Source organism: Intestinibacter sp. (assembly GCF_034113885.1).
In the GTDB taxonomy this organism is placed as follows: Bacteria; Bacillota; Clostridia; order Peptostreptococcales; family Peptostreptococcaceae; genus Intestinibacter.
The window spans coordinates 1-15,433 of the sequence record NZ_JAXEWM010000052.1; the positions used below are offsets into that span (position 1 = coordinate 1).

General features: G+C 29.6%; 13 protein-coding genes. 2 read left to right on the forward strand and 11 right to left on the reverse strand.

All coding sequences use genetic code 11. From position 1 onward, the window contains the following. Positions 1 to 96 precede the first annotated feature (96 nt). The gene (locus SPD90_RS03250; protein ID WP_320626677.1) at positions 97 to 735 is read right to left on the reverse strand and encodes a YitT family protein; all 639 of its coding nucleotides are present in this window, start codon (positions 733 to 735) and stop codon (positions 97 to 99) included. A 419-nt stretch (positions 736 to 1,154) separates the two neighbouring features. Here SPD90_RS03250 and SPD90_RS03255 point away from each other — a divergent pair, with 419 nt between their 5' ends. Continuing rightward, the gene (locus tag SPD90_RS03255) at positions 1,155 to 2,264 is read left to right on the forward strand and encodes a DEAD/DEAH box helicase (protein ID WP_320924294.1); all 1,110 of its coding nucleotides are present in this window, start codon (positions 1,155 to 1,157) and stop codon (positions 2,262 to 2,264) included. A 65-nt stretch (positions 2,265 to 2,329) separates the two neighbouring features. Here SPD90_RS03255 and SPD90_RS03260 read toward each other — a convergent pair whose 3' ends face one another. The 5 genes from SPD90_RS03260 to SPD90_RS03280 all read right to left on the reverse strand — a co-directional run bounded on the left by SPD90_RS03260 (position 2,330) and on the right by SPD90_RS03280 (position 8,361). Beyond that, positions 2,330 to 2,965: an HAD family hydrolase gene (locus SPD90_RS03260; RefSeq protein WP_320626764.1), complete on the reverse strand. Its 636-nt coding sequence runs from the start codon at positions 2,963 to 2,965 to the stop codon at positions 2,330 to 2,332. A gap of 126 nt (positions 2,966 to 3,091) precedes the next feature. Then, complete coding sequence (locus SPD90_RS03265; RefSeq protein ID WP_320626765.1) at positions 3,092 to 3,535, reverse strand: YaiI/YqxD family protein; 444 nt, start codon at positions 3,533 to 3,535, stop codon at positions 3,092 to 3,094. Positions 3,536 to 3,539: 4 nt separating this feature from the next. Beyond that, positions 3,540 to 5,393 carry an ABC transporter ATP-binding protein gene (locus SPD90_RS03270; RefSeq protein WP_331680276.1) on the reverse strand — a complete coding sequence of 618 codons (1,854 nt, stop codon included), beginning with the start codon at positions 5,391 to 5,393 and terminating at the stop codon, positions 3,540 to 3,542. Further along, positions 5,386 to 7,737, reverse strand: coding sequence for an ABC transporter ATP-binding protein (locus SPD90_RS03275; protein ID WP_320924295.1), 2,352 nt, complete (start codon positions 7,735 to 7,737; stop codon positions 5,386 to 5,388). The genes SPD90_RS03270 and SPD90_RS03275 overlap by 8 nt, the downstream gene beginning before the upstream one ends. Before the next feature lie 42 nt (positions 7,738 to 7,779). Then, complete coding sequence (locus SPD90_RS03280) at positions 7,780 to 8,361, reverse strand: MarR family winged helix-turn-helix transcriptional regulator (RefSeq protein ID WP_320623921.1); 582 nt, start codon at positions 8,359 to 8,361, stop codon at positions 7,780 to 7,782. Positions 8,362 to 8,726: 365 nt separating this feature from the next. Between SPD90_RS03280 and SPD90_RS03285 the strand changes: the two genes are divergently transcribed. After that, a complete protein-coding gene (locus tag SPD90_RS03285) occupies positions 8,727 to 9,458 on the forward strand; it encodes a hypothetical protein (protein WP_320623920.1) in 732 nt (243 codons plus the stop codon). 127 nt (positions 9,459 to 9,585) lie between these two features. Here the strand turns inward: SPD90_RS03285 and ilvA (SPD90_RS03290) are convergent, their stop codons facing one another. The 5 genes from ilvA (SPD90_RS03290) to SPD90_RS03310 form a co-directional block, all read right to left on the reverse strand. Continuing rightward, positions 9,586 to 10,803 carry a threonine ammonia-lyase gene (ilvA, locus tag SPD90_RS03290; protein WP_320924296.1) on the reverse strand — a complete coding sequence of 406 codons (1,218 nt, stop codon included), beginning with the start codon at positions 10,801 to 10,803 and terminating at the stop codon, positions 9,586 to 9,588. Between the two features lie 393 nt (positions 10,804 to 11,196). Then, positions 11,197 to 12,171, reverse strand: coding sequence for a threonine ammonia-lyase (ilvA, locus tag SPD90_RS03295; protein ID WP_320924297.1), 975 nt, complete (start codon positions 12,169 to 12,171; stop codon positions 11,197 to 11,199). Positions 12,172 to 12,288: 117 nt separating this feature from the next. Then, positions 12,289 to 13,593: a hemolysin family protein gene (locus SPD90_RS03300; RefSeq protein WP_320924298.1), complete on the reverse strand. Its 1,305-nt coding sequence runs from the start codon at positions 13,591 to 13,593 to the stop codon at positions 12,289 to 12,291. Between the two features lie 160 nt (positions 13,594 to 13,753). After that, the gene (locus SPD90_RS03305) at positions 13,754 to 14,509 is read right to left on the reverse strand and encodes a MerR family transcriptional regulator (RefSeq protein ID WP_320924299.1); all 756 of its coding nucleotides are present in this window, start codon (positions 14,507 to 14,509) and stop codon (positions 13,754 to 13,756) included. Positions 14,510 to 14,772: 263 nt separating this feature from the next. After that, a partial coding sequence (locus tag SPD90_RS03310; protein ID WP_320924300.1) for a molybdopterin-dependent oxidoreductase occupies positions 14,773 to 15,433 on the reverse strand: 661 nt, incomplete at its 5' end.

The following is a 15,433-nucleotide window of genomic DNA, read 5'->3' on the forward strand; positions in this document are numbered from 1 at the left end:
TTTTAGTTAAATTCATTCGTTAAATTCATTGTAATTTCAACCTTTTTTTACATTTAACTATAATATAATTGCTATTGTAAAATTATTTTTATTATTTTATGTTGTAACAAATCGTAAAGAACCTTTTGTATGCACTAAGAATAAGTCGATTATTTTTCCACTGAGAGTAGATGCTACCATTGAATAGAAAATAGCGTCTGCTGATAAGTAACTTAAAGATAGTAAAAGTATAATTCCGTCCATTAGAATATACACCTTTGTCATACTCAAAGAAGTTTTACTTGCAATAACTAAAGCAAGTGCATCGTCTCCACCAGAAGAACATCCTGTATTTACGATTATTCCACATCCAACTCCTACGAAAATACCACCTAATAACGCATTTACTAGAGCATTATTTATTTCAGGTAATAATGGACCTATATTTTCAAACATATCGTATGTCAAAGAAAATACTACAGAAGCAAATAATGAATAGAAAAAGAATTCCTTTCCAAAAGTTTTGTAACCAAGTAACAATAAACTAAAATCTATTATTATACTTGCCATTGATGGATGAATTCCAAATAAATTTTTAAGTAATAGTAAAAATCCTAGAACTCCACCTTCTGTAATGTGATTTAAATAATAAAAATTGTAAAACCCAAAAGATAGTATTATTGTACCCAATAATATAAACCCTATCTTTCCTACTACCTGCCGACTCTCCATGTTAATTTCATTCTTTTTTCTCATTTTAATCCCTACCTTTCTTTCAACGAGGAAATTAATTAAAATATATAATTACCATTTCCTCTAATCATATTTATATTATATATGATAAAATCAAATCTGTATACCTCACTTTTGTAAACTTTAAATTATACAAAATTTTTTTATTTTTTTCAAGGATTTTTTTAATTTTTTCTATATTTTTTTATGTATACAATCTAAAAGTAGTATTTCCAATACTTTGAGGCATGTTATTTCATTTAGAAGTTTAGATTAACTACTTTTCGAATTTAGTATTTATAAATTTAAGTTTATATTAATTTTTTATTAGTTTAGAAATACTATCCTAAATTTTCGGATTATCTGGGTATAATATATATAATTTCCCAAATTATTATGTTATTATTGTTAGGATATAAAAAATTATTTTAGAGAGGTACGTTATGAATTTTAAAGATTTAAAAATAAGCGATCAATTAATAGATATACTTAAAAAAAACGGCATAAAATCTCCTACACCTATACAGGAGGAGAGTATACCGCTTATAAAAAACAAAAAAGATATTTTAGCTCAATCTCAAACAGGAACAGGTAAGACTCTTGCCTTTTTAGTGCCTATTTTTGATGATATTTCACCTAAAAACCAAAATATACAATGTCTTATTTTAGCACCTACAAGAGAGCTAGCTATACAAATATACAACGAGGCAGAAAAATTAAATAAGGACAAAAATATAAACATACTAGCTGCATACGGTGGAAAAGACATAAAATCACAGCTAAATAAATTAAAAAGAAATATACAGCTTGTAATAGCTACACCTGGACGTCTTTTAGACCATTTAGATAGAAAATCTATCGACCTTAGCAAATTAAATACTCTAGTATTAGATGAAGCGGACCAAATGATACTTATGGGATTTAAAAACGAAATCGAGGCAATCATAAAAGAGACTAATAAAAAACGCCAAACTTTATGTTTCTCTGCAACACTCGATTCACAAGTTAAGAAACTAGCTTACAGATATACAAAGGATCCCGTTGAAATAACTATAAAATCAAAGGAGATTACTTTAGAATCCATCAAGCAAGAAGTCGTAGAAACTACCGACAGACACAAGCAAGAAGCTCTATGCAAGGTCTTAGATGAAGATAATCCATTTATGGCGATAATCTTCTGCAGAACTAAAAGAAGAGTCGACCAATTAGAAGAAGCACTATCTATAAAAGGTTACAACTGCCAAAAGCTTCACAGCGATATCCCACAAAATAAACGTGAGAGAATTATTAAATCCTTTAGAAAAGCAGACCTTCAGTATTTAATAGCGACTGATGTAGCCTCTAGAGGACTAGATATAACTGGAATTACCCACATATACAACTACGATATTCCAGAAACTAGCGAGGATTATATCCACAGAATCGGTAGAACTGGCAGAATCGGAAAAGACGGGTATACTTGTATGTTTGTGGATCCTAAGAACTTCAAAACGCTTGAAAAAATCGAAGAGGATATAAAATACCAAATTCCAAGAAGAATAGTTAATCTATAATAAAAAAATATACACAAATTACAATGTACTAACTTTTGTAACTTGTGTATAATTTTTGCTATATTCTATAAATCTAATAAATCTTCTATTTTTTCAATCTTATATTGATACTCTTCTACATTTCCAAATCCATAGCTAGCAAATACAAATTCAAGTCCTGCATCCTTTGTAGCATTTGCATCTCCTTGAGTATCACCTACATATACTGGATGTTTTAAATTATTTCTCTCTACAATTAATTTTATATTGTCTGATTTAACTGTTTCAGCGTTCTTTGGACATTCATGGTCTACAAAGTACTTATTAAAATCATAATAATCTAAAAATACTTCTATATACCCCGGTTGACAGTTGCTCACTATAAATAATTTGTATTTTTTAGAAAGCTTGTCAAGTGTATCTTCTAGGTTATCAAATAATTTTGCTCCATGCTTAGCTAAATAGTTTATTTCATTTTCTCCAGATTGATACATTATTGCTGTTCTCTTTTCTTTAGGTATCTCAGGAAATAGTAAATCTTCTATTTCATCTATAGTTTTTCCCATTAAATCATTTACCTCTTGGAAAGATATACTTTTTCTATTGTAATTGTACTTTGCCAATACCTCACTCCAAGATTCTGCTACTTCTTTTCTTGAATCCCATAAAGTTCCATCTAAATCAAATATTATACTATCCACATTTTCAAATTTCTTTGTCATCTCAATTTCTCCCATTTTTATTTCTTACATTTAAATAATAATTATCAACACACATTATATTAATATTACCAACAAATATAAAACAGTTTCAAGTATATTTTAATTTGAAAACGATATCCCTTTAAATTATTTTTCAAGTTTTTCCAATATTAATTTTTTAAGACTTTCCTCAAAAATATAGTTTTGTGATTTTTCTCGTTTTTTAGGTCCTTTTAATCTAGCACCACTATCTCTCATCTTTTTAGATATATATCTAGAGTACAATAGCTCATCTATATTTTCCTTTGTATAAATCATCCCGTTTTGATTTATCGCATATGAATTTTTGCTTAAAACAAGTGATGCCAACCCATAATCCTGAGTTACTACTATATCTTCTGTATCTAAATTATTCAAAATAGCAAAATCCACTGCATCTACACCTTTAGATATAAAAACTGTCCTCACATTTTCTTCATCAAAATAATGTGAAGTATCACAAAATATTACAGCCTCTAAGCCAAATTTTTTTGCAATTTTTATGCTCTCCTTTATTACTGGACATCCATCTGCATCTATTAATATTCTCATAATTTTATACCGCTTCGTCGTCTTCATCTTCAAATTGAGAGTTATATAGATTAGTATAGAATCCATTTTGAGCTAATAGCTCTTCATGTGTTCCTTGTTCTATTATATCCCCCTCATTTAAAACTAATATTAAATCTGCATTTTTTATAGTAGATAATCTATGCGCTATTATGAAGCTTGTTCTACCCTTCATTAGATTATCCATAGCTTTTTGGATTAATATTTCAGTTCTTGTATCTACAGAGCTTGTAGCCTCATCTAGTATTAATATTTCAGGGTCTGCAAGTATTGCACGAGCTATTGTAAGTAATTGTTTTTGACCTTGTGATACGTTGCTAGCTTCTTCGTTTAATATCATATTATAACCAGCTGGTAAAGTCTTTATAAAGTGATCTACATGAGCTGCTTTAGCCGCTTGTTTGACTTGCTCATCAGTAGCATCTAGCTTACCATATTTTATGTTATCCTTGATGCTTCCATTAAATAACCATGTATCTTGGAGTACCATACCGAAACGAGTTCTAAGCTCTTGTCTATTGTAGTCCTTTATATTTTTGCCGTCTACTAATATTTCACCACTATCTACATCATAAAATCTCATAAGTAATTTAATTATAGTAGTTTTGCCAGCTCCTGTCGGTCCTACTATAGCAATTTTTTGACCTGGCTTAACTTTTGCAGTAAAGTCTTTTATTATTGTTTTACCTTCATCGTAACCGAATTTTACATGGTCAAATACTACTTCTCCATGAGATTCGTTACTCTTTATAGCTTCATTTGCAGTAACAGGTTCTTCCTCTTCTTCTAAGAACTCAAATACTCTCTCTGCAGCTGCAGCTGTAGATTGTAATTGGTTTGATATTTGAGCAATTTGGTTTAGCGGTTGGTTAAACTGTCTAACGTATTGTATAAAAGATTGTATATCCCCTACCTCTATAGAATTTTTAATTACTAAAAACCCTCCTAATATAGATATCAAAACATATCCTAAATTACCTACAAAGTTCATAAGTGGTTGCATCATTCCTGATAAAAATTGTGATTTCCAAGCTGATTGATATAATTTTTCGTTGGTTTCGTTGAATTTTTCAATGGCATCTTCTTCTCCATTGAAGGCTTGAACAACTAAATGACCCCCATATAATTCTTCAACCTGACCATTTACATTTCCTAGATATTCTTGTTGTTGCTTGAAGAATTTTTGTGATCTTTTTATTATTCTTGAAATAACTAACATTCCAAGAGGTATTATAACAAGCGCTGAAAATGTCATTAAACCACTTATTGAAATCATCATAACTAAAACTCCAACTAAAGTAGTCACAGCCGTTACTAATTGAGTTAAACTTTGGTTTAGGGTTTGTGCCAAAGTATCTATATCATTTGTAAATCTAGATAATACTTCCCCATTAGTAGTTTTATCAAAATAACCCATAGGAAGTCTGTTTATCTTTTTACAAAGCTCATCTCTCAAGTTATAAGCTACCTTTTGTGATATACCACTCATTATAAAGCCTTGTATAAATGACAATATAGTACTCACAACGTATAGCGCAACTAAAAATAGTAAAATCATTTTTATCCTATCAAAATCTATTCCATCTCCACCAGAGATTTTTCCAACTAATCCGTTAAATATTTCTGTTGTAGCTTTTCCTAAAACCTTAGGTCCTATTACTGAAAATGCAACACTTCCTACAGCAAATATAAAAACTGCTATTATAGCGTATATATATTTGCCTAGATAAGCCATTAATTTTTTCATAGTTCCTTTGAAATCTTTTGCTTTTTCTGGTGGCATCATTTTACCGTGGCGTCCTCTTCGTCTTGGTCCTGGCATATTATTTTCTCTACTCATTTTCTAGTTCCTCCTTTGAAAGCTGTGATAAAGCAATTTCTTTATACACTTCACAATTTTTTAGAAGCTCTTCGTGATTTCCTATTCCGACAACATTACCTTCATCTAAAACTACAATTTGTTCAGCATGAAGTATAGTACTTATTCTTTGAGCTACTATTAAAACAGTCGCATCTCCCGTCTCTTGTTTTAAAGCTTTACGAAGATTTGCATCTGTTTTGAAGTCAAGTGCTGAGAAACTGTCGTCAAATATATATATTTCTGGCTCTTTAGCGATTGCTCTTGCTATAGACAATCTTTGTTTTTGTCCACCTGATACGTTTGTACCGCCTTGTGATATAGGAGTTTGATATTTATCTTCTTTAGTGTCTATAAATTCTGTGGCTTGAGCAACTCTTGCAGAGGTTTCTACTAATTCATCACTCGCATCTTTATTTCCGTATTTTATATTAGATTCTATAGTTCCACTAAATAGTATTCCCTTTTGAGGAACATATCCTATTCTATCTCTTAAATCATGTATTGGTGCATTTTTTATATCAACCCCGTCTACTAAGATTTGACCCTCTGTTACATCGTAAAATCTAGGTATTAGGTTTATAAGCGTAGATTTACCGCTTCCTGTACTTCCTATAAATGCAGTTGTTTGACCTGGCTTTGCAGTAAATGAAATATCGTGAAGTATTTCTTCATCGGCATCAGGGTATTTAAATGATACATTTTTAAATTCAACTAAGCCTTTTTTATCATCGTCAAATTTTTCAACCTTATCTGCTTCTTTTATTGATATATCAGTTGTTAAAACCTCATCTATACGATTTGCAGATACTGCTGCTCTAGGAACCATAACAGCTATCATTGATATCATTAAGAATGACATTACTATTTGCATAGTATATTGGATAAACGCCATCATATCTCCAACCTGCATATTTCCTAAGTCTACATTTTTAGCCCCTACCCAAACTATTAATATTGAAATCAAGTTCATTATAAGCATCATAGCTGGCATCATACATGACATAATTCTATTTACAAACATATTTACCTTAGTTAAATCCTTATTTGCCTTGTCGAATCTATTTTCTTCAAATTCTTCATTACTGAAAGCACGTATAACACCAAGTCCTGTAAGAATTTCTCTTGTAACTAGGTTTAATCTATCTACTAAATCTTGTAGAATTTTAAATCTTGGCATTACAACAGTAAACATAACTATAACTATCATAAATACGCATATGACTCCAAGAGCTATTATCCAGCTCATAGATACATTTGTATTTAATGCCTTTATAATCCCTCCTACAGCCATAAAAGGGGCTAGAAACACCATTCTAAGCATCATAATTATTACCTGTTGTATTTGTTGTATATCGTTGGTGCTACGAGTTATAAGTGATGCAGTTGAAAATTCATTGATTTCCTTTTTAGAAAAGTTCATTACCTTTTCAAATATCATAGCACGCAAGTTTTTACTTACCCTTGCTCCTACTCTAGATGCTAAAAATCCTACACTTATAGCGCATATCATACTTATTACAGTTATACCTAACATCTTAAGCCCTGCTATAAATATATAATTCATCTGAAGAGCATCTACATCTATTCCTATTTCTTTGTATTCTTCTTTTACAAAAGATATTGCACCTTGATCTAGCATTGCTTCTGGTAAATCGACGAATTTTTCATCTAATTCTGATAGCATTTCTTCTTTAGATTCTTTTGGTATTGCATTTAAATACGCAAATACATCGAAGTTACCATCTTTATCCATAAATTGCGCCATTGGATTCATATTTGCTTGAGCTTGTTGTTGAGCTCCTGGATTTATTTGAGGCTGACCACTGTTTGCATCTGCTTGCATCTGTTGTTGATTGCCCATCATTTGAGACATCATGGCATCTTTAAGTTCAGTATTATCGGAGCTGTTTTCTATGTTATAAACTATTAGCATCGGTTTTGCCAATATTTCATTAAGCTCTTCTAATCTATCTTTATCCTCTGTATTCAATACGTATAAAGCTTCATCCTCTATAGCTGGATATTTTTCTTTATAGTCATCAAATTCATCAGCTTTTAAGCTATCCTTATTGATTAATTTATAGCTGTCTAAAACCTTATCTTTGTCATTATCATCCATAAAAGTGGTTAACTTATCCATTTCACTTTCTCTGATAACATCTATAACAGCATTTTCTATACCAGATTGTTGTATTCCTACATTTACTATATTTGATGTATATGTAGGTAATGATAATTCTGTAGTAGCTTGTAATGCCAATAATATTAAAATTGTTAAAATCGCTACTCCTGATTTTTTTAAATACTTAAGTAATTTTGTCATAATATATCCTTTCTTCCAAGTAATTTTCAATAATTTATTTTACTAATGCTCCTCTGTAGCTTCAATTATGTCGGATAATTTATTCAACAACCTTATCAGTTCCTCTACATCTTCTTTACCCATTTTTTCTATTATTTGATTTGTATATTCTATCATTCGTTCATGATGTTTCTCTAATAAATCAACTCCTTTGTCTGTCAAATCCACATAAGTAACTCTTCTATCTCTTCGATTTGAAAATCTATTTATATATCCTTTGTCCTCTAAATTATTGAGCATCTTTGATGTAGCCGGTTTTTTCATAAATAAACATCTTCCTATATCAGAGGTTTTTACCCCTATAGAATCATCACCTTCCCATCTTCTAAGCCCATATATAGTCTTTAATGCTGCATACTCTCCTGTATGCAATTCTCTTAATTCATCACTCTTTCTATGAGTATCCTTTCTCAATCTAAATAAAGCATCAAAAAACCTTCTATTAAGACCTTCATCTTTGCCAAATTCTTCATTTAATTCTAAATTCTCATGAAACCTCTTTTCAAATTCTTCATCACAATGATGAAACCTTCTGCCAAAATCCCCGTGATGAAACCTTCTATTAAAATCTCTATCTTCGTGCAAAATTTTCATCTCCTTTTATTTACTAATTCCAATATTTCTTTTATTAATAATTTCTATTAAAAATAGTTTCCTTATTCAACTATTTATTATAGCTATTATTTTTTATTTGTCAATTAATATTATTCTATTATTTGATAACCTTGTAAAATTAAAATAATAATCATCATTATTTTATATGACATTTTTTTATCAATTTTGTCGTATTATCTACATATTTATACATATTTTTTCGCACTAATTAAGATTTTTAAGCTTATACATATATCTATATCGTTAAATAATAAATTTATGTGCAAAAATTTAATTTTACAGCTATAATTAATTATGTAGACATTTAATAATTTTTATTATTAGGGGGTATAATTATGAGTGGCATGAAATTTGAATGTTTTTACTATCCAGTCGTTAATCCAGAAGGAAAAGTAGTAAAAACAATTAGAAACGTTAAATTATTTAACTACGGTGACGAAGTTCCTACAAAAACTTTATACTACAATTACGGAAAAAATTTCGCTATCTATCAAGGTTCTAAAATAATAGCTGTTGAAGATGGTATTCTTAAAAAAGAACTTTCAAAAGATGAATTAAAATTCCCATTAAAATTAGTTTTCGACAAAGGAACTCAATTAACAATATTCGGTAAAGAAGAATTATCTTCTGTAAGATTATTATTATCTGGGGAAAACGAAGTAGAAAAAGAATTGGGTGCTTTATTCTTCTTATCTAGAGTTTACAATAGAAAAATAAAAACTATACAATATGACGTTATGGCTGAATTAACTAATTGCTATAGAGATGTTAACTATGTAAATGAAACAATTGAAGAAAGAACTAAAGACTTAATAAAAGACTTACGAATAGTTGAAAAGAATTTCAGAGATTTAGTTATAAAATATCCTGATATAAAAGAAAAATACTTAAGCTATATGAATTTCGGAGATAAAGAAGATATGTTTGATTTATCTATAAACAAATACTGTGTAGAAGGTTCTGAACAATATGAATACTACAAAGTTGAAAGCGTTGTATTAAAAGCTAAACCTATATATCCTAAATTCAAATTAGATCACTTTATGAGCTCTATGAACTATCAATAATAATAAAGGGATGTCGCAAATCAAATTTGTGTTCATCCCTTTAATTTTTTATCTTATAAATTATAAAAGCCCTTTAGATTAAAACTATAAATCTAAAGGGCTAGTATTTACAAATCGATATTTATTCTTATAAATCTACTACATCAAATCCTGCAGCTTTCATATCAGCTTTTATTTTTGCTATATGATCATGATCAAATGTTTCAATTATAAATTCTGCAGATTGTTTACCTATTGCTCCACCTGAAGATAATCTTGTTTGGTTAGCATTAAGTATGTTAGCGTTGTTTTTGCTTATTATGCTTATTAATTCTAAGAATCCACCTGGTTTATCAGTCATAGTTGCACTGAATGAATAACGTCTACCTTCTGCTGCAAGACCTACACCTATTATTCTGTATAAAGTATTAACATCTACGTTACCACCAGATATTACACATACTACGTTTTCGTCTTTTTGTGGAACATATTTTCCAGATATTAATGCTGCTGTAGAAACTGCTCCTGCACCTTCTGCTACAACTTTTTGATGTTCCATTAAGAATAATATAGCTCTAGATATTTCTTCTTCAGATACAGTTATTATTTCATCAACTAATTCATCTATTATTTCAAAAGTAACATCTCCAGGAGTTTTAACTGCTATACCATCTGCTATAGTAGCTTCTTTAAATGCAGTTGTTACTTTACCATTTTCTTTTGAAACCTTCATTGATGGTATATTATCAGTTTGAACACCTATAACCTTTACATTTGGATTTAATCCTTTTGCAGCAACAGCTATACCTGATATTATACCACCGCCACCGATTGGACATAATATAGTGTCAACTTTTCCATCTAATTGGTCGAATATTTCAAGACCTATAGTACCTTGCCCTGCTATTACGTATTTGTCGTTAAATGGATGAAGGAAAGTTGCTCCTGTTTCTTTTTGTATTTCAACAGCTTTTGCATAAGCATCATCGTAAACTGCTCCATTTAATACAACTTCTGCACCATAGCTCTTAGTAGCTGTTACTTTAGCAAGTGGAGCTGTTTCTGGCATAGCTATAGTAGCTTTTATACCTGTCATTTGAGCACCTAATGCAACACCTTGTGCGTGGTTTCCAGCACTAGAAGCTATTACTCCATGAGATTTTTCTTCATCTGTTAAATTTGCTATTTTATTGCAAGCTCCTCTTATTTTGAATGAGCCTGTTTTTTGTAGGTTTTCACATTTATAATAAACGTTTGCACCTGTTTTTTCACTAAGTTTTTTACTTTCTTGTAATGGTGTTTTTTTGACAATAGGTTTTAATACCTCTTCAGCCTTTTTTACATCTTCTAAATTTACTTTTAACATTTCATACACCGTCTTTCCATAAAATATTTTCTTTAGATAAATCAATAAGTTATATACCTAACTTACTCCCAAAACCCTTATTATGAAAAACCTCTTTAAAAAGGTTTTCCTATGTAAAATTCTATTTCCAATATTAAGTATATAATATTTTTACGATTATTCAATAAAAAATTTTTGATAAAAAAAAGTTCTTTTATTCAGATTTTTTTATATTATTTGTAAATTAAAGAAAATTATTCCTTACTTTCTTTTATTTAATTTTTTTATCTATTCTATATTATTTTGCGTTTTATTTTTAAATTTACACTCTTATTTTTATAAAATTATATTAAAAAAGACTATAATCTAAATTTATAGATTATAGCTCTTTTAATATAATAATTTTAATTTATATTATTTAACTTCACCGTTGATTATTTTTACAAGCATTGCTGGGTCGATATTACCACCAGTTATTATACAAGCTACATTTTCATCCTTTTTAGGAACATATTTCCCAGATAATAAAACTGCTGTAGAAGTTGCTGCTGCACCCTCTGCTACTATTTTTTGATTTTTTAATAAGTAAAGAACTGCATCTGCCATTTCTTTTTCTGAAACAGTAATTATATCATCAACCAATTCTTTAACAATTGAAAAAGTTAATTCACCTGGTCTCATAACTGCTATTCCATCTGCAAATGTAGGTCCATTGTGAGCACTACTTACTTCTCCATTATCTAAAGATGCCTTCATAGATGGCATATTATCAGTTTGAATACCTATAACCTTTATATTTGGATTTAAAGCCTTAGCAGTTACTAAAGTTCCAGCTAAAACTCCACCTCCACCTATTGGACATAATATTGTATCTATTTTTCCATCTAAAGCTTCGTACATTTCAAGAGTTATTGTACCTTGACCTGCTATTACATATGGATCATCAAATGGATGTAAAAAAGTTTTTCCTGTTTCTTTTTCCATTTTTTTAGCTTCTGCAAATGCTTCATCGAAAACATCTCCAACTAAAACTACATTAGCTCCATTTTCTCTAGTAGAAGCTACCTTTGCTTCTGGAGCACAAGTAGGCATTACTACAGTCGCATCTAAACCTAGCATTTTTGCACTTAATGCAACCCCTTGAGCGTGGTTACCAGAGCTAGCTGCTATTACTCCTTTAGCCTTTTCTTCTTCACTTAAGCTAGATATTTTATTATAAGCTCCTCTTATTTTAAAAGCCCCTGTTTTTTGGAAGCATTCACATTTATAGTATATATTTGCCCCTGTTTTTTTACTTATAGCTATACCTCTTAGCATAGGTGTTTTTTCAATAACATCTTTAACTACTTCTCTAGCTTTTTTTACATCTTCTAAAGTTACTTTATTCATTTTTATCCCCTTTGCTTACAAACTTTACATAATTTTCTATTATTTTAAGTATACAACTAAATCCATTTTTTGTACACTTATATTAGATTTTTTTTTAATAAAACGCATTTTTAAGTTTTACTCAATGCAATCTTTTTCTTCTTCCTCTATCTTTTCTATTTTTACATTTACAACTCTAAATTTATCAAGCTCTATTACCTTAAATCTATATCCATCAAAATCTACACTTTGGTTTATCTCAATATCCATTCCTAGCATATAGAACATCCAGCCCCCTATGCTGTCAAATCCTTCCTTTTCCATATTTATATCTAAAATTCTGTTGATATCAGTAATTGTAGTCGTACCTTGTACTATATAAGAGCCGTCGCTTAATTTTTTGATATCTACTTCTTCATCATCATCAAATTCATCTTGGATTTCTCCAACAATCTCTTCAAGTATATCCTCAACAGTTATAATACCAGATGTTCCACCGTATTCATCTACAACTACAGCCATTTGAACTCTATCCTTTCTAAGCTTTTCCAAAACCCTACTTGTAAGCTCAGTTTCAGATACATAGGTTATTTTTCTCAAAATTTTACTTAAGTCCACCTTGTCTTCAAGAAGCTTTTGATTATAGAGATCTCTAATATGTATAAATCCAAGTAAATCGTCCTTATCCTTCCCGCATACTGGATATCTAGTATATCCCTCTTCTTTTATTAAATTAAATATGTACTCCTCACTGTCGTCTAAATCTATACATATCATATCTGTCCTAGGTACTAAAACCTCTCTTATTTGTTTTTCCTTGAAGCTATATATATTGTCCATGAATATTTTATCATCGATGCCGTATTCATCCTTATCTTCATCATCAATAGATATAGATTCCTCTAAATTATTTAAAGCTTTTTTCTCTAAAATACTGTTTACATCACATTTAAATAATTTGCATATTTTCTCTGATATAAAGTCTACAATTGCAGATAACGGTCTTATAAATCCATATAAAAATGTCAATAATAGAGAGTTTTTTAAAAGCGTCTTTTGTGGATTTTTTATAGCTAAAGCACTTGGAATAAAAAACGCCACTATTGCTTCTAATACTGCCACAACTATTATTATTCCTATTATTACAGCTTTTTCCAATACATTGCCGTTTATTTCAAAATTCATAAAAACAACCTTACAAACCTCATTCAGTAAGAAGCCTATAATTAAAATAGAAATTATAGTTGCAAATCGACATACAGATAAAAATTTTTTCTCTTTTTCCTTTATTTTTATACATCTTTTTAATCCATTATTTTTGTCCTGTTCAGATTTTTTTAACTTCTTTTCATCTACCACCGTTAATGAATACCTACATTCTACAAAAAAAATATTTATTATAGTCAAAACTACAATCGAAATTGATAAAATTGATACTTGCATAATAAAATTATGTGCCCCCTTACACAACATTAAATTTTTAACTTAGTCTAGTTTATTATAACATAGAGAGCACACTACTTAGTTTATATATTGTAAAAATTTTCAAAAAAACTCAATATACAAATAGTATATTGAGCCTTTGTTATTTTTATAAAGTTTATTACTTAGTAAATTCTATTAAAGCATCTCTTAAAAATTCAGCCATACCTTCTCTATTATCATCGTAGTATTTTTTAAATCTCTCATCACATACATACATTTCGCCTAAATTCCTATGAGCTTCCTTAGAGTAAAAATTCCATGTATATCCAAGCCATTTCTTATGAAGCTCACATGCCTTCATGGCAAGTTCACCACGTGGATTTCCCGTATCCATAGCTAATTTTAAGACTTCTATTATATCAGCTTCAAGCTTTTTAAATTCATCGAATTTTTCTTCGTCCATATTCATTAGCTTTTTATTAGAATCATCTACTGTTTTATCACCATATTTCTCTCTTATTTCTTTTCCATATTTTTTTTCATTTTTATCTATTAATTCTTTCTTAAAACCATTAAATTTATCTTTATTTGCCATTTTCTTGCCCCCTTCTTTACTATCTATAGTATTTTCTACATTCTGTATCAATAAATCAATCTGGGCTCTTTTTTTGAGAAGACCTTCTTTATGACTGTATAGAGCCTCTAAAACATCAAATGATGGAGATGATAAAATCTCTTTTATTACCTTCAATTCCATTCCAAGCTCTTTATAAAACAATATTTGCTGAAGTAAATCTACCTCTTTTTCAGAGTAAATTCTATATCCAGATGAAGATATTCTAGCCGGCTTTAAAATGCCTATTTCATCGTAGTATCTAAGTGTTCTAGTGCTTACTCCTGCCATTTTACTCAGGCTTTGTATTGAATATTCCATTTTACTACCTCCTAAAATCCTTTGATTTATTGATAAATAAATTATATAAATTGACGCAACGTAAAGGTCAAGGCTTTTTTGAAAAAAAATAACACTACTTAGAAAATCTAAGTAATGTTATTTTATATAAAGATATTGCATTTTAGGGCTTTTTCAGTGCATATCAAAATTTATATTTTAGATATGCTTGTAGAAAATTAATCTACATATTAATTATTGTACATATTTTGTATAAAGTCAATATATGTTTAATATATTAAGCCTTAAAATAATTCAGCATTTATTTTATTCATTAAATTATTTGTTGATTTTAATGGGCTTACCATTGCACCATCTGGTATAGTGACAAATTTAGGATCTACTGGTTGTAATATTCCACCTAATCTTTCTCCAACTTTACCTTCAGCATATAATTTATTTACATCTTTTAATTCTGCTTTTATATCGTCTTCACTTGCAAATCCAAAGTCTACTTCGTAAACACTTGCTATTGCTCCTGGTATTTCCCAGTTAGCAACTTCTACTTCTTTTTCTACAGCTGCATTTACTGCTTGTAATCTTCTATCTGTATTTATGAAAGTACCATTAGCACTTACAAAGCTTGTAGCAGGTATAACTACATCTGCGCTTGCTGCAGTCTTAGTCATATGAGTATCTGATACCATTAAGAATTCTAATGAAGATAAATCTACATCTGGATCTTCACCGAAGCATAATAATCCTTTAACTCCATCTAGAGCTTCTGCTCCTGCAGTTATTCCAAGGTCTATTAAGCCTTGAGAGTTAGACATAGGTTTAACTTGTACTATACCATTTCTTGGAGCTCCTATATGTCCTGAAAGTATAGCTATTTCAGCTATTAAGCTAGCAACATCTGTAGTAACCATATTTTGTTGGAATACTACCATAGCTTTCTTAGCATTA

Bases quoted from the DNA above. Each gene is read 5' to 3' on its own strand.
- SPD90_RS03250 (WP_320626677.1), bottom strand. From the start codon at position 735: ATGAGAAAAAAGAATGAAATTAACATGGAGAGTCGGCAGGTAGTAGGA.
- SPD90_RS03255 (WP_320924294.1), top strand. From the start codon at position 1,155: ATGAATTTTAAAGATTTAAAAATAAGCGATCAATTAATAGATATACTT.
- SPD90_RS03260 (WP_320626764.1), bottom strand. From the start codon at position 2,965: ATGACAAAGAAATTTGAAAATGTGGATAGTATAATATTTGATTTAGAT.
- SPD90_RS03265 (WP_320626765.1), bottom strand. From the start codon at position 3,535: ATGAGAATATTAATAGATGCAGATGGATGTCCAGTAATAAAGGAGAGC.
- SPD90_RS03270 (WP_331680276.1), bottom strand. From the start codon at position 5,393: ATGAGTAGAGAAAATAATATGCCAGGACCAAGACGAAGAGGACGCCAC.
- SPD90_RS03275 (WP_320924295.1), bottom strand. From the start codon at position 7,737: ATGACAAAATTACTTAAGTATTTAAAAAAATCAGGAGTAGCGATTTTA.
- SPD90_RS03285 (WP_320623920.1), top strand. From the start codon at position 8,727: ATGAGTGGCATGAAATTTGAATGTTTTTACTATCCAGTCGTTAATCCA.
- ilvA (WP_320924296.1), bottom strand. From the start codon at position 10,803: ATGTTAAAAGTAAATTTAGAAGATGTAAAAAAGGCTGAAGAGGTATTA.
- ilvA (WP_320924297.1), bottom strand. From the start codon at position 12,171: ATGAATAAAGTAACTTTAGAAGATGTAAAAAAAGCTAGAGAAGTAGTT.
- SPD90_RS03300 (WP_320924298.1), bottom strand. From the start codon at position 13,593: ATGCAAGTATCAATTTTATCAATTTCGATTGTAGTTTTGACTATAATA.
- SPD90_RS03305 (WP_320924299.1), bottom strand. From the start codon at position 14,509: ATGGAATATTCAATACAAAGCCTGAGTAAAATGGCAGGAGTAAGCACT.